This window comes from Burkholderia sp. MS389 (genome assembly GCF_016899425.1).
Classification (GTDB): Bacteria; Pseudomonadota; Gammaproteobacteria; order Burkholderiales; family Burkholderiaceae; genus Burkholderia; species Burkholderia sola.
In genome coordinates, this window is sequence record NZ_CP045994.1 from 2,584,559 (window position 1) to 2,601,022 (window position 16,464).

Here is a 16,464-nt window from a genome sequence, read left to right on the forward strand (position 1 = left end):
AATTTGAAACAATTTGTTTCAACCCACCCGGAGTGCTAGGGCATACCCCTAATATCAGTCGAAATCGAACCTTTCAACTTAGAAAGAATGTCGGTACGCCATTTCGATCGATATTTATTCGCCTTGTTCATAAAGGAGTCCTCATGAACCGCCCCAAGAGCATGCTGGTTGCCAACATTGCCTGGGCCCGCGAGACGCGCGAACACACGCCCGGCTTCTTCGACACGCTCGCGCGCGGCCAGAACCCGCGCGTGCTGTGGATCGGCTGCGCCGACAGCCGCGTGCCGGCCGAAACCATCACGCACTGCGCGCCCGGCGAGCTGTTCGTCCATCGCAACATCGCGAACCTGTTCCAGCCGGACGACGACAATTCCGCCAGCGTGCTCGAGTACGCGGTGCGGGTGCTGAAGGTCGACCACGTGATCGTGTGCGGTCACTACGGGTGTGGCGGCGTGCGCGCATCGCTGCTGCCGCCGCCCGCCGACCTGCCGCACGTCGCGCGCCGCATCGCGCCGCTCTGCGCGCTCGCGCGGCGCCATCGCGACACGCTCGACGGGCTCGACGACCTGGCCGCCGCCGATCGCCTCGCCGAGCTGAACGTGCTCGAACAGGTGCGGCTGCTGCGCGCGTCGCCGATCGTGCGCGGCCGCGAACGACCGCCGCTCGTGCACGGCTGGATCTTTTCGCTCGCCGACGGCCGCCTGAAGGAGCTCGATTCCGGCTATGCAGCACCGCCGGCCGAAGCCGAGCCCGAGCCCGAGCCGGAGCCTGTTGCCGCCGCCGCCGCGCTCGGTTGACCCGCGCCCTGCCCTCCACGCCAACGAAACCGCCCCAACCATGAAACTGAACGAGCGCCTGTCCACCCTGCCGCGCGACATCGTCGCCGGTATCGTCGTTTTCCTCGTCGCGTTGCCGCTCTGTCTCGGCATCGCCAATGCCTCCGGCGTCGAACCGTTCGCCGGGCTCGTGTCCGGCATCGTCGGCGGCATCGTCGTCGCGCTGCTGAGCGGCTCGTCGCTGTCCGTCAGCGGGCCGGCCGCCGGCCTCGTCGTGATCGTCGTCGAAGGCATCGCGCAGCTCGGCAGCTTCTCCGCGTTCCTGCTCGCGGTGTTGCTGTCCGGCGTGCTGCAGTTCGGCTTCGGCATGCTGCGCGCCGGCCGCTTCGCCGCCTACGTGCCGTCGCCCGTCATCAAGGGCATGCTCGCCGCGATCGGCCTGCTGCTGATCGTGAAGCAGATTCCGTTCGCATTCGGCATCGGCGGCGCGGCTTCGCAATCGTTTGCGAACTGGCTGACGCTGCCGACCGCATGGGCCGCCACGGCCATCGCGGTTGCGTCGCTGGCGCTGCTGATCGCGTGGGACACGCCGGCACTCAAGCGCTTCGCATGGGTGCGTTCGGTCCCCGCCCCGCTCGCGGTCGTCGTGCTCGGCATCGGCGCGACGCTCGTGCTCGGCATGGTCGCACCGGCAGCCGCACCGGGCGCCGCGCATCGCGTCACGCTGCCCGAATTCGACTCGTTCGCGACGCTCGCGGCATCGCTCAAGCATGCGGAGCTCGGCCCGAACTTCGCGCACCTGGTCAATCCGGACGTCTGGCGGGTTGCGATCACGCTGGCGGTCGTCGCGAGCCTCGAGACGCTGCTGTGCCTCGAAGCGGTCGAACAGATCGATCCGAAGCGGCGACCGACCCAACCCGATCGCGAACTGAAGGCCCAGGGCGTCGGCAATCTGGTCGCGGGCGCGGTCGGCGGCCTGCCGATCACGTCGGTGATCGTGCGCAGTTCGGCCAACGTCAACGCAGGCGCGCAAAGCCGGATGTCCGCGATCGTGCACGGGATCCTGCTGCTCGCGAGCGTGTTCGCGCTCACCGGCCTGATCAATCTGATCCCGCTCGCGAGCCTGGCCGCGATCCTGATCCACACCGGTCTGAAGCTCGCGAAACCGGCGCTGTTCCGCTCGGTGATGAAGCAAGGCCCGGCCGCGTTCGCGCCGTTCGCCGCGACGATCGTCGGCGTGCTCGCAGTCGACCTGCTGTTCGGCATCGCGCTCGGCCTCGCGTGCAGCGTGCTGGCCGTCGCCGTCGCGAACCTGAAGAGCCCCGTCACGCTCGCGCAGCATGACGACCACTTCCTGCTGTCGTTCCGCAAGGACGTGTCGTTTCTGGGCAAGGTACAGGTCAAGCACCACCTGCGCCACATTCCGGACCGGGCGGCGGTGATCATCGACGCGACGCGCGCCGACTACATCGATCACGACGTGCTCGAACTGCTCGATGCGTTCGTCGCCGATGCGCCGCGGCGCGGGATCGCGGTCGAGTTCCGCCGGCGCCAGCCGGCGCCACGCGCGGCTGCGCGCCGCTGGCTGTTCCGCGCGCCGGCCGCCGAATGAGCGGCCAATGAAAAAACGCCTCGGGCGGCGCAGGGCCACACGGGGCGTTTCGGGGCTGCCTGATGAGCGCGGCGGCGCGCGCAGCTTACGAACGCTGCGGGTTGACCTTGTCGTCCTTCGAGTGCAGCTTGTTCAGCGCGGAAATGTACGCTTTCGCGGACGCGGCGACGATATCCGGATCGGTACCGACGCCGTTGACGATCCGCCCGCTCTTCGACAGCCGGACCGTCACTTCGCCCTGCGCCTGCGTGCCGGTCGTGATCGCGTTCACCGAGTACAGCAGCAGCTCGGACCCGCTGCCGACTTCGCCCTCGATCGCATTGAACGTCGCGTCGACCGGGCCGTTGCCGCGCGCCTCGCCGGTCACTTCCTTGCCTTCGACCGCGAACACGATTTTCGCCTGCGGCTGCTCGCCCGTTTCCGAACGCTGCGACAGCGACACGAACTTGAAGTGCTCCTGCTCGTGCGCGAGCGCCGATTCCTCGGACACGATCGCGATGATGTCCTCGTCGAAGATCTCCGCCTTGCGGTCGGCCAGATCCTTGAAGCGCATGAACGCGGCATTCAATTCGGCTTCGCTGTCGAGCGATACGCCGAGTTCCTGCAGGCGCTGCTTGAACGCGTTGCGGCCCGACAGCTTGCCGAGCACGATCTTGTTCGCGGTCCAGCCCACGTCTTCCGCACGCATGATCTCGTAGGTGTCGCGCGCCTTCAGCACGCCGTCCTGGTGAATGCCCGACGCGTGCGCGAACGCGTTCGCGCCGACCACTGCCTTGTTCGGCTGCACGACGAAACCGGTGATCTGCGACACGAGCTTCGACGTCGGCACGATTTGCGTCGTGTCGATGCCGACGTCGAGGCCGAAGTAGTCCTTGCGGGTCTTCACGGCCATCACGATTTCTTCGAGCGACGTGTTGCCCGCGCGCTCGCCGAGGCCGTTGATCGTGCACTCGATCTGGCGCGCACCGCCGATCTTCACGCCGGCGAGCGAGTTCGCGACCGCCATCCCGAGGTCGTTGTGGCAATGCACCGAGAAGATCGCCTTGTCCGAGTTCGGAATGCGTTCGCGCAGCGTCTTCACGAGGTTGCCGTACAGCTCCGGCACGCCGTAGCCGACCGTATCGGCGATGTTGATCGTCGTCGCGCCTTCGGCGATCACGGCTTCCAGCACGCGGCACAGGAAATCGAGATCCGAGCGGCTGCCGTCTTCCGGCGAGAACTCGACGTTGTCGGTGAACTTGCGCGCGAAACGCACCGCGAGACGCGCCTGCTCGAACACCTGGTCCGGCGTCATCCGCAGCTTCTTCTCCATGTGCAGCGGCGACGTCGCGATGAACGTGTGGATCCGCGCGCTGTTGGCCGGCTTCAATGCGTCCGCCGCGCGCTGGATGTCCTTGTCGTTGGCCCGCGCCAGCGAGCAGATCGTGCTGTCCTTCACGAGACCGGCGATCGTGTGGATCGCGTCGAAATCGCCGTTGGAGCTGGCGGCGAAGCCGGCCTCGATCACGTCGACCTTCATCCGCTCGAGGTGCTTCGCAATGCGGATTTTCTCTTCCTTCGTCATCGACGCACCGGGCGATTGCTCGCCGTCACGCAACGTCGTATCGAAAATGATCAGCTTGTCTGTCATGGGGGGCTCCAGGGCTCTTTTATACGGAAGTCAAACGTAATGAGATCGCGCCACCGCTGGCGACGCTCAACAACAGACGAGGCTTGAGACGGGGGGCGAGAACGGTCAGCGCGGCAGGCGCGCCAAAGCTAGCGCGCGTAGCGGCGCACCGGCTAGAAGGAGGGAGAGGCGGGGAAATGCAGTCATGCCGAAGACTATAGCGACATTCCGCTGGCCGCGCAATCGGACGGCGCCCGGGAACCGACGCAGTCCGGCCAGCAAAAAGGGACAAATGAAAACGGCGGCCCCGAGGCCGCCGTTTCCGGGCAGATCGCAGATCGCGCGCGGATTCAGTGATCGCGCTGCGACGAGCGCGCCGGGTTCGCCCGCCCGCGAATGGCCTGGTAGGCCCAGAACACATAGCCGGACAGCCCGTACAGCACGAACAGGCAGAACAGCATCAGCGGCGGATCGGACGACACGAGCACGAACGCGACGACGACGAGCAGGATCGCCGCGAACGGCACGCGGTGCCGCACGTCGAGCGCCTTGCCGCTGTAGAACGGTGCGTTCGACACCATCGTCACGCCCGCGTAGATCGTCAGCGCGAATGCGACCCACGGCAGCCAGCCAAGCTTCATCGGCACGCGGTTGTCGGTCGCGAGCCACACGAAGCCCGCGATCAGCGCGGCGGCGGCCGGGCTCGGCAGCCCCTGGAAGAAACGCTTGTCGACGCTGCCGATGTTCGTGTTGAAGCGCGCGAGGCGCAGCGCGGCGCCCGAGCAATAGACGAACGCGGCGAGCCAGCCCCAGCGGCCGAGATCCTTCAGCACCCATTCGTACATCACGAGCGCCGGCGCGACGCCGAACGACACCATGTCCGACAGGCTGTCGAACTGCTCGCCGAACGCGCTCTGCGTATGCGTCATGCGCGCAACGCGCCCGTCCATCCCGTCGAGCACCATCGCGACGAAAATCGCGATCGCGGCGATCTCGAAGCGGACGTTCATCGCCTGCACGACCGCGAAGAAGCCGCAGAACAGCGCGGCGGTCGTGAATGCGTTCGGCAGCAGATAGATGCCGCGCGTCTTCAGGAACCGCTGGCGCGCGGCGCGGCGGCTTTCGAGCGGCGCCGCATCGGGCGCCATCACCTTGTTGCGGCGGAACGGGCGTGGCGTCTGGCCGGAGCCGTTACGCGGCCGACGCGGTTTGAATGCGGCCATCGTGCGCCCCGCCGCTTACTGTTCGAGCTCGGCGAGGATCGTCGACGACGCGTAGACCTTCTCGCCGATCGACACCTTCGCGCGGCTGCCGAGCGGCAGGTACACGTCGACGCGCGAACCGAAGCGGATGAAACCGTAGCGCTGGCCGCGCGACAGCGGCTCGCCGGCGCGCACGTAGCAGAGGATCCGGCGGGCGATCAGGCCCGCGATCTGCACGGACGTGACGGTCTTGCCGCTCGCCGTCTGGATCACGACCGCATTGCGCTCGTTCTCGGTCGACGCCTTGTCGATCGCCGCGTTCAGGAACGCACCCGGGAAGTACTCGACCTTGCTGATCGCGCCATCGACCGGCGAACGCTGCGAATGGACGTTGAAGACATTCATGAACACGCTGATCTTCAGCGCTTCGCGGTTCGCGTACGGATCCTGCGCGGTCTCGACCGCGACGATGCGGCCGTCCGCCGGGCACAGCACCGCGTTCGGCTGCGCCGGGATCGGGCGCTGCGGATCGCGGAAGAACTGGACGACGAAGACGAGCAGCAGCCAGAACGGCCACGCGAAGCCGAAGCCCCCGACGGCGTGGATCAACAGCGCGATGACGGCTGCAATCGCGATGAACGGCCAGCCTTCGCGCGCGATGATCGGATGAGGATAGTTCATGGGTTCGTTCGGTGTTCGGTGAATTGCAAAGCCCGTAGGATAGCAAAAGCCGCCCGGGGCACTGCTGCCTTCGGACGGCTTTTTGATACCGACCCTCCACTCGAAGGGCCGGAACAGCACGTTTTGCTTCTATCGGTGCTTAGTTCTTCGTCTGGTCGACGAGCTTGTTCTTCGCGATCCACGGCATCATCGCGCGCAGCTTCGCGCCGACCTGCTCGATCTGGTGCTCGGCCGTCAGGCGGCGGCGCGATTGCAGCGTCGGCGCGCCCGCCTTGTTCTCGAGAATGAAGCTCTTCGCGTACTCGCCCGTCTGGATGTCGGTCAGGCACTGCTTCATCGCCTTCTTCGTCTCTTCCGTGACGACGCGCGGGCCGGTCACGTATTCGCCGTACTCGGCGTTGTTCGAGATCGAGTAGTTCATGTTCGCGATGCCGCCTTCGTAGATCAGGTCGACGATCAGCTTCAGTTCGTGCAGGCACTCGAAGTACGCCATTTCCGGCGCGTAGCCGGCTTCGACCAGCGTCTCGAAACCGGCCTTGATCAGCTCGACGGTACCGCCGCACAGCACGGCCTGCTCGCCGAACAGGTCGGTTTCGGTTTCTTCACGGAAGTTCGTCTCGATGATGCCGGCACGGCCGCCGCCGTTCGCCGCCGCGTACGACAGCGCGATGTCGCGCGCCGCGCCCGACTTGTTCTGCGCAACCGCGATCAGGTGCGGCACGCCGCCACCTTGCGAGTACGTGCCGCGCACGGTGTGGCCCGGTGCCTTCGGCGCGATCATGATCACGTCGAGGTCGGCGCGCGGGATCACCTGGCCATAGTGGACGTTGAAGCCGTGCGCGAACGCGAGCGCCGCGCCCTGCTTGATGTTCGCGTGCACTTCCTTCGCGTACACGTCGGCGATCTGCTCGTCCGGCAGCAGCATCATGACGACGTCCGCGCCCTTCACTGCTTCGGCGACTTCCTTGACCGACAGGCCGGCGTTTTCGGCCTTGCTCCACGACGCGCCGTCCTTGCGCAGGCCGACCGTCACGTTCACGCCGCTTTCCTTCAGGTTCAGCGCGTGCGCATGGCCTTGCGAGCCGTAGCCGATGATCGTGACTTGCTTGCCCTTGATGAGGGAGAGGTCGGCGTCTTTGTCGTAGAAAACGTTCATGATGGTTCCTTCGCTAATTCAAAAAATTCAATGATTCGTTCGGATGGAGTACTGCGGGCCGGGACATGACGGCGCACCCGGCGTGCCATTTCTGGCTATGTCGGCATCACACCTTCAGGATGCGCTCGCCGCGTCCGATGCCGGAGCTGCCGGTGCGCACGGTCTCGAGGATCGCGCTGGCGTCCAGCCCCTGGATGAATGCGTCGAGCTTGTCGCTCGCGCCCGTCAATTCGATCGTGTAGGTCTTTTCGGTCACGTCGATGATGCGGCCGCGGAAAATGTCCGACATCCGCTTCATTTCTTCGCGCTCCTTGCCCACTGCACGTACCTTGATCAGCATCAGCTCGCGTTCGATGTGTGCACCGTCGGTCAGGTCCACCACTTTCACCACCTCGATCAGGCGGTTCAGATGCTTCGTGATCTGTTCGATCACGTCGTCGGAGCCAATGGAAACGATGGTGAGCCGCGACAGCGATTGGTCTTCGGTCGGCGCCACCGTCAAGGTTTCGATGTTGTAGCCGCGTGCGGAAAACAGGCCGACCACGCGCGACAGCGCACCCGGTTCGTTCTCCAGCAGGACGGAAATGATGTGTCTCATGTTCGCTTCTTCCAGAATGTGTCCGTGTCGATTCACCCGCGCCGCGCGCCGCCGCGTGCCGCACCGCCCTTCGTGAAGGCGGCCGCATCGGGCCGGGCGCGCGTCGCGCCGTTACAGATCTTCCGATCCGAGCAGCATCTCGGTGATGCCCTTGCCGGCCTGTACCATCGGCCAGACGTTTTCGGTCGGATCGGTCTGGAAGTCGAGAAACACGGTGCGGTCCTTCAGGCGCAGCGCTTCCTTCAGCGCCGGCTCCACATCCGAAGTCTTTTCGATCCGCATGCCGACGTGGCCGTACGCTTCGGCAAGCTTCACGAAATCGGGCAGCGCATCCATGTACGAATGCGAATAGCGCTTGCTGTATTCGATCTGCTGCCACTGGCGGACCATGCCGAGGTAGCGGTTGTTCAGCGAAATGATCTTCACGGGCGTGTCGTACTGCAGGCAGGTCGACAGTTCCTGGATGCACATCTGGATCGAGCCTTCGCCCGTGATGCACAGCACGTCGTCGTCCGGATGGGCCATCTTGACGCCCATCGCCGCCGGCAGGCCGAAGCCCATCGTGCCGAGGCCGCCGGAGTTGATCCAGCGACGCGGCTTGTTGAAACGGTAGAACTGCGCGGCCCACATCTGGTGCTGGCCGACGTCCGAGCACACGAACGCGTTGCCGTCCGTCAACTCCCACGCCTTCTCGACCACGTACTGCGGCTTGATGATCTCGCTTTCGCGGTCGTATTTCAGGCAGTCTTTCGCGCGCCAGCCCTCGATGTCCTTCCACCATTGCGCGAGCGCCTCGGTGTCGGGGCCATGCTCGGCCGTCTGCAGTTGCTCGATCAGCTCCTTCAGCACTTCCTTCACGTCGCCGACGATCGGGATGTCGACCTTCACGCGCTTCGAGATCGACGACGGGTCGATGTCGATGTGAATGATCTTGCGCGGGCGCGACGCGAAGTGCGCCGGGTCGCCAATCACGCGGTCGTCGAAGCGGGCGCCGATCGCGATCAGCACGTCGCAGTGCTGCATCGCCATGTTCGCTTCGTAGGTGCCGTGCATGCCGAGCATGCCGAGGAATTTCTTGTCCGACGCGCGATAGCCGCCGAGGCCCATCAGCGTGTTCGTGACCGGGTAGCCGAGCAGGTCCGCGAACTGGTTCAGCTCGCGCGACGCGTCGGCGAGGATGATGCCGCCACCCGTGTAGATGTATGGGCGCTTGGCCGTCAGCAGCAGCGACACGGCCTTGCGGATCTGGCCCGAATGGCCCTTCGTGACCGGATTGTACGAACGCAGCGACACGCTCTTCACCGGCTCGTACTGGCACGGCGTCTTCGAGATGTCCTTCGGGATGTCGATCAGCACCGGGCCAGGACGGCCGGTGCGGGCGATATAGAACGCCTTCTTGACGGTTTCCGCGAGGTCGCGCACGTCCTTCACGAGGAAGTTGTGCTTCACGCACGGACGCGTGATGCCGACGGTGTCGCATTCCTGGAACGCATCCTGACCGATCGCGGCAGTCGGCACCTGGCCGCTGATCACGACCATCGGGATCGAATCCATGTACGCCGTTGCGATGCCGGTCACCGCGTTGGTGACACCGGGGCCGGACGTCACGAGACAGACGCCGACATTGCCGGTGGAGCGCGCATACGCATCGGCTGCGTGCACGGCCGCCTGTTCATGGCGCACCAGCACGTGCTGAATCTTGTCCTGCTTGTACAGCTCGTCGTAGATGTAGAGAACCGAGCCGCCGGGGTAGCCCCAGATGAATTCGACGTTTTCGTCGGCCAGTGCCTTCATGAGCACGGTACCGCCGATGGAGTCGCTATCGGGAGGGGAAAGGGGTTCCGACGTGGAGAATTCCGCGCTGGGCATGTTCATTTTGACCTTTCGAATTTTCGGCAAAAAATTGATCGGGTGCTCTCTGCCGGGCTTGTGGCTCGGGTTCAAGCGGCGCGTCCAGTTTGAAGGGCGGGCTTCTTGGGCCAGCCTCAAATGAGACCATCACTTCATGTTGCGAATCGCCGACAATAGCGGGTCGCAGCTGGGCCGTCAAGCAAAATATCCCGCAGCGCATCATGCGCGCCGCCCGGCGCCCGGCCGCCGCGGTTCGCGCGCAACGTGCGGCGGCCGACCCGGTGCCAAGGCGCATGAAAATTTGATAGCATCCGCGGGTTTTACGAAATTTTTCGACCTTTTTCACCACGCAGCGGGCCGCAGCGCATACCTTCACGGAATGGCATCAGACAAGGAACTCGCCGACTTTCTGGCGGGCGTCGAAAGGCGCGCGTTCAAGCAGGCTGCGTACGCCGTACGTGACGACGATGCATCGCTCGACATCGTGCAGGACGCGATGATCAAGCTCGCGGAAAAGTACGGCGACCGGCCGTCCGCCGAGCTGCCGCTGCTTTTTCAGCGGATCCTGCAGAACGCGATCCACGACTGGTTCCGCCGGCAGAAGGTCCGCAACACGTGGGTGACGCTCTTCTCGTCGCTGAACAACACCGACGACGACGACTTCGACCCGCTTGAAACGCTCGAATCCGCGGACGACAACGCGGGCGTCGAGAGCAGCGAGCACCGCCTCGAAAGAGAGCAGGTTCTGGCCCTGATCGACGAAGAAATCCAGAAGCTTCCGACGCGTCAACGGGAAGCGTTCCTGATGCGTTATTGGGAAGATATGGATGTCGCCGAGACTGCCGCCGCAATGGGGTGCTCCGAGGGCAGCGTCAAGACGCACTGCTCGCGAGCCACTCATACCCTGGCGCAAGCGCTCAAGGCCAAAGGAATCACGCTATGAGCTCCGCAAACCGAGAACACGAATTCGCGCTGAAGGTGCGCCGCGCGCTGGACGAGCGCGCGGCCGCGCTGCCGGCCGCGACCACCGACCGGCTGGCCGTCGCCCGCCGGGCCGCGCTCGCGCGCAAGAAGCCCGAAGCCGCGAGCGCGCCGGTGTTCGTGCCGGCCTTCGCCGGCGCGGCCGGCGCCTACGGCCCGACGCCCGCGAACCGCCCGCCCGCCGGCCGCCCGTACGCGTCGTTTGCCCGCCGCCTGCTGCGTGCGTGGCCGCTCGCGTTGCTGCTCGCGGGGCTCGTCGGCATCGCGTACTGGGAAGACATGCAGCGCACCGCCGAACTCGCCGACATCGACGCGGCGATGCTCAGCGACGACCTGCCGCTCAATGCGTATCTCGATCACGGGTTCAACGCGTATCTTTCGCGCGCTCACTAACAGACAATAACGAGGGGATCGCACGGGTGAGTCAGAAGCGCGGCCTGGCCGTATTTTTCGGATGCGTGATCGCGATCGCCGTTTCCTACGTCGCCACCTATCCCCGATTCCACCCGGCCCCCGCGACGGCGCCCGTCGCGACCACCAGCCCCGCCGCGCCCGCGTCGACCGCGACCGGGCTGACCACCGAACTCCCGCCGCTGCCCCTTCCGCTGCCGCTGCCGGCCGCCGCCGGCCCGCTGTCGTGGGCACGCCTCACGCCGGCGCAGCATGCGGCCCTCGCGCCGTTCGCCGACCAGTGGGACGGCTTCAGCGACGCCCGCAAGCGTAAATGGCTGAAGATCGCATCGCGTTTCGCGAAGTTGTCGCCGGATGACCAGAAACGCCTGCAGGACCGGATGACCGAATGGGCGAAGATGACGCCCGAGCAGCGCCGCGTCGCGCGCGAGAACTACCAGAGCGCGAAGGAGCTGTCCGCACAGGCGCGCGAGCGCGCGTGGAAGGCCTACCAGCAACTCCCCGAGGAGCAGAAGGAACGGCTTGCCGCCGCCGAGCGCCGCCGCAGGCCGAGCGTCGTCAGCGCGCCGCCGACCGTCGCCGACCGTGACGTCCGCCGCCTCGTCAACTCGCACGAACACCCGGCGAGCGGCGCGGCCGCCGCCCCGGCGCCCGCGTCGGCCGGCGTCGTCGTGCAGCCGGTGCCCGCGTCGTCCACGTCCGGCACCGCATCGGCACCGGCCGCGGCCCTGCCGGTGTCGCCCGCCGACGCGCCTTCGCTGTTCAAGGGCTCCTGAGCGCCGTGGCGACCGCCCGCGCTCCCGAGACCCCGGCTGCCGCGCCGTCCGTGCGGCGGCGCCTCGCCGCGCTGCTCTACGAAGGCGTGCTGCTGTTCGGCGTCGTGTTCTTCGCCGGGCTCGCGTTCAGCCTCGCGACGCAGCAACGCAACGGCCTCGTTCATCACAACCTGCTTGCCGCGTGGATCGCGCTCGTCGTCGGCGCGTATTTCGTGTGGTTCTGGACGCACGGCGGCCAGACGCTGCCGATGAAAACCTGGCGGCTGCGGCTCGAGTCGTCGAGCGGCCGGCCGCTGAGCGCCGGCCACGCGCTCGTCCGCTACGCGCTCGGCTGGCTGTGGTTCCTGCCGCCGCTCGCGCTGCACCCGCTCCTCGGCCTGTCGGTGCCCGTCACGCTCGCGCTCGCCGCCGCATGGATCGTCGTGTGGGCCGGCGCCGCCCGGTTGCACGCCGGCCGCCAGTTCCCGCACGACCGGCTCGCGCGTACGCGCGTCGTCGCGATACCGCGCTGACGCGCCGCATTCACCAGATGAAAGCCGCTCGCCCCACCCGTCTCCATCGAGGACGGCCCTGCCGGACACACGCCGACCGTTCAGTGCGGCAGCTTACGCAACGCCCGCTCATTTACTGCTAAACACCCTTCGACGGTCGTAATAAGAACGTCTCGTGACTGTCACGGTACAGTCACGCCCGCATGGCGGAATGCCGGTAATGTCAACCGGCGCGAGTCATGCATGGGCCAGAAAACGTCCGCGACTTCATTGTTTCGTCATCCCATCGGCGCCCGCGCCGCCACTGCGTTCCTGTCCGGCTCGGGCGCAACCGACGGCGTGGTGTCGCACAAGCCGCCCGTCGCGCCCACCACGCAGCACGACGACCCCGAGCCGTCCGCCCATCGCTACCGCACCATCTGGCTGTCCGACATCCACCTCGGCTCGAGCGGCTGTCAGGCGCCCTACCTGCTGGATTTCCTGCGTCACAACGACTCGGAATACCTGTACCTCGTCGGCGACATCATCGACGGCTGGCAACTGAAGAAAGGCTGGTACTGGCCGCAGGCGCACAACGACGTCGTGCAGAAGATCCTGCGCAAGGCGCGCAAGGGCACGCAGGTCGTCTACATCCCCGGCAACCACGACGAAGGCGCGCGGCAGTTCTGCGATCTCGCGTTCGGCGACATCCAGGTGCGCGGCGAGGCATTCCACACGACGCTCGCGGGCAAACGTTTGTGGATCGTGCACGGCGACCTGTTCGACGGCGTGATCCAGCATGCGAAATGGCTCGCGTACCTCGGCGACACGCTCTACACGCTGATCCTCGTGCTGAACCGCTGGTTCAACCGGATCCGCAGCCGGCTCGGCTTCCAGTACTGGTCGCTGTCGCAGTACCTGAAGCACCAGGTCAAGAACGCGGTCAACTTCATCTCGCAGTTCGAGACCGTGATGACCGACGAGGCGCGCCGCCGCGGCTGCGACGGCGTCGTGTGCGGCCACATCCACAAGGCCGAGATCCGCGACATCGACGGGGTGCTGTACTGCAACGACGGCGACTGGGTCGAAAGCCTGTCCGCGCTCGTCGAAACGATGGAAGGCGAACTGAAGATCGTCTACTGGACGGTGATGCGCACCGCACCGTCCGAGACCGCGTCGCGCAAGGCCAAGGCCGCTGCCTGACACAACCCTACTTACAGGACATGCCGCGATGAAGATCATGATCGTCACCGACGCGTGGGAACCGCAGGTCAACGGCGTCGTACGCACGCTGAAGAGCACGTCGCGCGAACTCACGGCGCTCGGCCACCGCGTCGAACTGCTGACGCCGCTGGAATTCCGCACGGTGCCCTGCCCGACCTACCCCGAGATCCGCCTGTCGATCCTGCCGTATCGCAAGCTGCGCGCGCGGATCGATGCGTTCGCACCCGACGCGCTGCACATCGCGACCGAAGGCCCGCTCGGCCTCGCCGCGCGGCGCTATGCGCGCGCCCGCAAGCTGCCGTACACGACCGCGTACCACACGCGCTTCCCGGAATACGTGCAGGCGCGCTTCGGCATTCCGCTGGCGGCGACCTACAAGTTCCTGCACTGGTTCCACGGCCCGTCGCGCGCGGTGATGGCGCCGACGCCGGTCGTCAAGCAGGACCTCGAGAAATTCGGCTTCACGAACGTCGTGCTGTGGACCCGCGGCGTCGACCTCGACACCTTCCGGCCGATGGAGTCGAAGGTGCTCAACACCGCGCGGCCGATCTTCCTGTACGTGGGCCGCGTCGCGATCGAGAAGAACGTCGAGGCGTTCCTGCGCCTCGACCTGCCCGGCTCGAAGTGGGTCGCGGGCGAAGGCCCCGCGCTCGCGGAACTGAAGTCGCGCTATCCGGAGGCGAACTATCTCGGCGTGCTGTCACAGACCGAGCTCGCGAAGGTGTATGCTGCGGCCGACGTGTTCGTATTCCCGAGTCGCACCGACACGTTCGGCCTCGTGCTGCTCGAAGCGCTCGCCTGCGGCACGCCGGTGGCCGCGTATCCCGTGACGGGCCCGATCGACGTGCTCAGCGGAGGCGATGCCGGCGCGATGCACGAGGACCTGCAGGAAGCCTGCCTCGAGGCGCTGAAGATCGAACGCACGACTGCGCGCGCGTGGGCGGAACGCTTCTCGTGGCGCGCCGCATCCGAGCAGTTCGCGTCGCATCTGAAGCCGCTGCCGAAGACCGCGTACTCGCCAGCCGAAGGTGCAGCCGTTTGAAACGAGACCTGAACGACAAGATCCCGCCCCCCGCCGCGACGCCGTCACGGCACCGCCCGTTCGACGAGGAAGAGCCGCATGCCGACGCGGACGTGCACCCGCACGAGCCGCTCGGCCCCGACGACCGGCTCGCGCCGCTGCCGCCGAACCCGTACAAGCGCCATCGCGGCATCACGCGTGCCTGGTTCGCGCTCAAGCATTCGCTGAACGGCTTTCGCGTCGCGATCCGCGAGGAAAGCGCGTTTCGCCAGGAACTCACGCTCGCCGCGCTGATGCTGCCGATCGGCGCATTCGCGCCGGTGCCGGCCGCATCGCGCGCGCTGCTGATCGGCTCGGTGCTGCTGGTGCTGATCGTCGAGCTGCTGAACTCGAGCGTCGAAGCCGCGATCGACCGCATCTCGCTCGAGCGCCACGAACTGTCGAAGCGCGCGAAGGACCTCGGCAGCGCGGCCGTCACGGTCGCGCTGTTCGCGTGCGTGACGACGTGGGGCTTCGTGCTCGGGCCGGTGGTCGCACGCTGGCTCGGTTTCTAGGCCACCGCCGGGCGCCTTTCGCCACGCCCGCATGCGGCGCCGCACCATGCGCGGCGCGGCGCCGCGATCACGAAATGCCCCGACGTGGCGAAACCCCGGTTTATAATCGGCCGCTAGACATAGAACAGCAACCCGCGCCGGACGAATCACGCAGCATCGATTGCAGCGCCCGCCAGTCCGGCACACACAGGGCCGGACGACATGGAAGCGAAACCTCCCCGCCGCACCCGCGAACGGATTCTCGAGTTGTCGTTGAAACTCTTCAACGAGATCGGCGAGCCGAACGTCACCACCACGACGATCGCCGAGGAAATGGAAATCAGTCCAGGCAACCTGTACTACCATTTCCGCAACAAGGACGACATCATCAACAGCATCTTCGCGCAGTTCGAGCAGCAGATCGAACGGCGGCTGCGCTTCCCCGAAGATCACCGTCCGACGATCGACGAAACCTGGTCGTACCTGCAGTACATGGCCGATTTCATGTGGACCTACCGGTTCCTGTATCGCGACCTCAACGACCTGCTCGCCCGCAACCGCACGCTCGAGACGCACTTCAAGCAGATCATCAGCCACAAGGTGCGCTTCGCGCACGACATGTGCGAGCTGCTCGTCTCCGATGCCGAGATGGTCGCGACGCCCGCCGAGATCGAGGTCATCGCGACCAACATGGCGGTGATCTCGACGTACTGGTTGTCGTACCAATACGTGATGCATCCGCGCAAATACAACGACCAGGACGCGATCCGCGAAGAGCTGCACCAGGTGAGCATGCACGTGATCTCGATCATGGCCCCGTACCTGCGCGGCCGTTCGCGCCAGCTGTTCGACGATCTCGTGTCCGGCAAGCTGCCCAAGCGCCAGTTCACCGATTACCTGCCGCCGCGCGACGGGTCGCCGCGCCCGGCGGGCGGCCCCGTCGCCACCGGCCAGGCCCCCGCCAAGGACGCGAAGCAATGAAGGCAGTCTGCGTTTACTGCGGCTCGTCGTCCGGCGTGCGACCCGTCTATGCCGATGCCGCGCGCGCGTTCGGCCGTGCGCTCGTCGAGGCAGGCCTCACGCTCGTGTACGGCGGCGGCCGCGTCGGCCTGATGGGCGTGATCGCCGACGAAGTGATGGCGGCCGGCGGCCGGGCGGTCGGCGTGATTCCCGAGTTGCTCGTCGACAAGGAAGTCGGCCATACGGGGCTGTCGGAACTGCACGTCGTGCCCGACATGCACCATCGCAAGAAAATGATGGCCGACCTCTCCGACGCGTTCGTCGCGATGCCCGGCGGTGCCGGCACGCTCGAAGAGCTCTTCGAGGTCTATACGTGGGCGCAGCTCGGCTATCACCGCAAGCCCGTCGCGCTCTACAACATCGATTCGTTCTACGATCCGCTGATCGCGCTGCTGCGCCATACGGTCGACGAAGGCTTCATGCGGCCGGCCTATTTCGACGCACTGTGCGTCGAGTCGGAACCCGTCGCGCTGATCGAGCGGCTGCGCCGCTACCAGCCGCCCACCCGCGACAAGTGGGCGCCCGACGCCGCGAAGTAACCGT

At 66.2% G+C, this 16,464-nt stretch carries 17 protein-coding genes; 11 read left to right on the top strand and 6 right to left on the bottom strand.

Annotation, left to right across the window (positions count from 1 at the left end; translation table 11 throughout):
- The first annotated feature begins 143 nt into the window (after positions 1–143).
- A complete protein-coding gene (locus GJG85_RS12005; protein WP_050016456.1) occupies positions 144–797 on the top strand; it encodes a carbonic anhydrase in 654 nt (217 codons plus the stop codon).
- A 40-nt stretch (positions 798–837) separates the two neighbouring features.
- Positions 838–2,388: a SulP family inorganic anion transporter gene (locus GJG85_RS12010; RefSeq protein ID WP_050016455.1), complete on the top strand. Its 1,551-nt coding sequence runs from the start codon at positions 838–840 to the stop codon at positions 2,386–2,388.
- Positions 2,389–2,473: 85 nt separating this feature from the next.
- On the opposite strand, the gene GJG85_RS12015 is transcribed toward GJG85_RS12010, so the two are convergent.
- From GJG85_RS12015 to GJG85_RS12040, 6 genes are all read right to left on the bottom strand, one after another.
- Positions 2,474–4,018 carry a 2-isopropylmalate synthase gene (locus tag GJG85_RS12015; protein ID WP_050016453.1) on the bottom strand — a complete coding sequence of 515 codons (1,545 nt, stop codon included), beginning with the start codon at positions 4,016–4,018 and terminating at the stop codon, positions 2,474–2,476.
- Between the two features lie 329 nt (positions 4,019–4,347).
- A complete protein-coding gene (gene pssA / locus GJG85_RS12020) occupies positions 4,348–5,220 on the bottom strand; it encodes a CDP-diacylglycerol--serine O-phosphatidyltransferase (RefSeq protein ID WP_050016452.1) in 873 nt (290 codons plus the stop codon).
- Positions 5,221–5,235: 15 nt separating this feature from the next.
- Positions 5,236–5,880 carry a phosphatidylserine decarboxylase gene (locus GJG85_RS12025; protein ID WP_006491035.1) on the bottom strand — a complete coding sequence of 215 codons (645 nt, stop codon included), beginning with the start codon at positions 5,878–5,880 and terminating at the stop codon, positions 5,236–5,238.
- 139 nt (positions 5,881–6,019) lie between these two features.
- Complete coding sequence (ilvC, locus tag GJG85_RS12030; protein WP_034190794.1) at positions 6,020–7,036, bottom strand: ketol-acid reductoisomerase; 1,017 nt, start codon at positions 7,034–7,036, stop codon at positions 6,020–6,022.
- 106 nt (positions 7,037–7,142) lie between these two features.
- Positions 7,143–7,634 (bottom strand): acetolactate synthase small subunit, encoded by a 492-nt coding sequence (ilvN, locus tag GJG85_RS12035; RefSeq protein ID WP_006750445.1) that lies wholly within the window; start codon positions 7,632–7,634, stop codon positions 7,143–7,145.
- Between the two features lie 111 nt (positions 7,635–7,745).
- Positions 7,746–9,509, bottom strand: a complete 1,764-nt coding sequence (locus tag GJG85_RS12040) for an acetolactate synthase 3 catalytic subunit (protein ID WP_027786860.1) — start codon at positions 9,507–9,509, stop codon at positions 7,746–7,748.
- A 355-nt stretch (positions 9,510–9,864) separates the two neighbouring features.
- Here GJG85_RS12040 and GJG85_RS12045 point away from each other — a divergent pair, with 355 nt between their 5' ends.
- The 9 genes from GJG85_RS12045 to GJG85_RS12085 all read left to right on the top strand — a co-directional run bounded on the left by GJG85_RS12045 (position 9,865) and on the right by GJG85_RS12085 (position 16,460).
- On the top strand, positions 9,865–10,428 hold the full coding sequence (locus tag GJG85_RS12045) for an RNA polymerase sigma factor (RefSeq protein ID WP_006491033.1): 564 nt from the start codon (positions 9,865–9,867) through the stop codon (positions 10,426–10,428).
- Positions 10,425–10,859: a DUF3619 family protein gene (locus GJG85_RS12050; RefSeq protein ID WP_089488685.1), complete on the top strand. Its 435-nt coding sequence runs from the start codon at positions 10,425–10,427 to the stop codon at positions 10,857–10,859. The genes GJG85_RS12045 and GJG85_RS12050 overlap by 4 nt, the downstream gene beginning before the upstream one ends.
- A 26-nt stretch (positions 10,860–10,885) precedes the next feature.
- Positions 10,886–11,653: a DUF3106 domain-containing protein gene (locus GJG85_RS12055; protein ID WP_050016444.1), complete on the top strand. Its 768-nt coding sequence runs from the start codon at positions 10,886–10,888 to the stop codon at positions 11,651–11,653.
- Positions 11,654–11,658: 5 nt separating this feature from the next.
- A complete protein-coding gene (locus tag GJG85_RS12060; RefSeq protein WP_050016442.1) occupies positions 11,659–12,165 on the top strand; it encodes an RDD family protein in 507 nt (168 codons plus the stop codon).
- A gap of 222 nt (positions 12,166–12,387) precedes the next feature.
- Positions 12,388–13,326 (top strand): UDP-2,3-diacylglucosamine diphosphatase, encoded by a 939-nt coding sequence (locus GJG85_RS12065; RefSeq protein ID WP_050016440.1) that lies wholly within the window; start codon positions 12,388–12,390, stop codon positions 13,324–13,326.
- A 28-nt stretch (positions 13,327–13,354) separates the two neighbouring features.
- Complete coding sequence (locus GJG85_RS12070) at positions 13,355–14,389, top strand: glycosyltransferase family 1 protein (RefSeq protein WP_050016438.1); 1,035 nt, start codon at positions 13,355–13,357, stop codon at positions 14,387–14,389.
- Positions 14,386–14,922, top strand: a complete 537-nt coding sequence (locus GJG85_RS12075) for a diacylglycerol kinase (RefSeq protein ID WP_011694335.1) — start codon at positions 14,386–14,388, stop codon at positions 14,920–14,922. The genes GJG85_RS12070 and GJG85_RS12075 overlap by 4 nt, the downstream gene beginning before the upstream one ends.
- Before the next feature lie 201 nt (positions 14,923–15,123).
- Positions 15,124–15,882, top strand: coding sequence for a TetR/AcrR family transcriptional regulator (locus tag GJG85_RS12080; RefSeq protein ID WP_050016436.1), 759 nt, complete (start codon positions 15,124–15,126; stop codon positions 15,880–15,882).
- Positions 15,879–16,460 carry a TIGR00730 family Rossman fold protein gene (locus tag GJG85_RS12085; protein ID WP_050016434.1) on the top strand — a complete coding sequence of 194 codons (582 nt, stop codon included), beginning with the start codon at positions 15,879–15,881 and terminating at the stop codon, positions 16,458–16,460. Before GJG85_RS12080 ends, GJG85_RS12085 begins: the two co-directional genes overlap by 4 nt.
- The last annotated feature ends 4 nt before the right edge of the window (positions 16,461–16,464 follow it).

What these genes read in the sequence shown, in the direction of transcription:
- GJG85_RS12085 (WP_050016434.1), top strand. Translation starts at nt 15,879, where the DNA reads ATGAAGGCAGTCTGCGTTTACTGCGGCTCGTCGTCCGGCGTGCGACCC.
- ilvN (WP_006750445.1), bottom strand. Translation starts at nt 7,634, where the DNA reads ATGAGACACATCATTTCCGTCCTGCTGGAGAACGAACCGGGTGCGCTG.
- ilvC (WP_034190794.1), bottom strand. Translation starts at nt 7,036, where the DNA reads ATGAACGTTTTCTACGACAAAGACGCCGACCTCTCCCTCATCAAGGGC.
- GJG85_RS12050 (WP_089488685.1), top strand. Translation starts at nt 10,425, where the DNA reads ATGAGCTCCGCAAACCGAGAACACGAATTCGCGCTGAAGGTGCGCCGC.
- GJG85_RS12045 (WP_006491033.1), top strand. Translation starts at nt 9,865, where the DNA reads ATGGCATCAGACAAGGAACTCGCCGACTTTCTGGCGGGCGTCGAAAGG.
- GJG85_RS12005 (WP_050016456.1), top strand. Translation starts at nt 144, where the DNA reads ATGAACCGCCCCAAGAGCATGCTGGTTGCCAACATTGCCTGGGCCCGC.
- pssA (WP_050016452.1), bottom strand. Translation starts at nt 5,220, where the DNA reads ATGGCCGCATTCAAACCGCGTCGGCCGCGTAACGGCTCCGGCCAGACG.
- GJG85_RS12040 (WP_027786860.1), bottom strand. Translation starts at nt 9,509, where the DNA reads ATGAACATGCCCAGCGCGGAATTCTCCACGTCGGAACCCCTTTCCCCT.
- GJG85_RS12080 (WP_050016436.1), top strand. Translation starts at nt 15,124, where the DNA reads ATGGAAGCGAAACCTCCCCGCCGCACCCGCGAACGGATTCTCGAGTTG.
- GJG85_RS12070 (WP_050016438.1), top strand. Translation starts at nt 13,355, where the DNA reads ATGAAGATCATGATCGTCACCGACGCGTGGGAACCGCAGGTCAACGGC.
- GJG85_RS12025 (WP_006491035.1), bottom strand. Translation starts at nt 5,880, where the DNA reads ATGAACTATCCTCATCCGATCATCGCGCGCGAAGGCTGGCCGTTCATC.
- GJG85_RS12015 (WP_050016453.1), bottom strand. Translation starts at nt 4,018, where the DNA reads ATGACAGACAAGCTGATCATTTTCGATACGACGTTGCGTGACGGCGAG.
- GJG85_RS12065 (WP_050016440.1), top strand. Translation starts at nt 12,388, where the DNA reads ATGGGCCAGAAAACGTCCGCGACTTCATTGTTTCGTCATCCCATCGGC.
- GJG85_RS12010 (WP_050016455.1), top strand. Translation starts at nt 838, where the DNA reads ATGAAACTGAACGAGCGCCTGTCCACCCTGCCGCGCGACATCGTCGCC.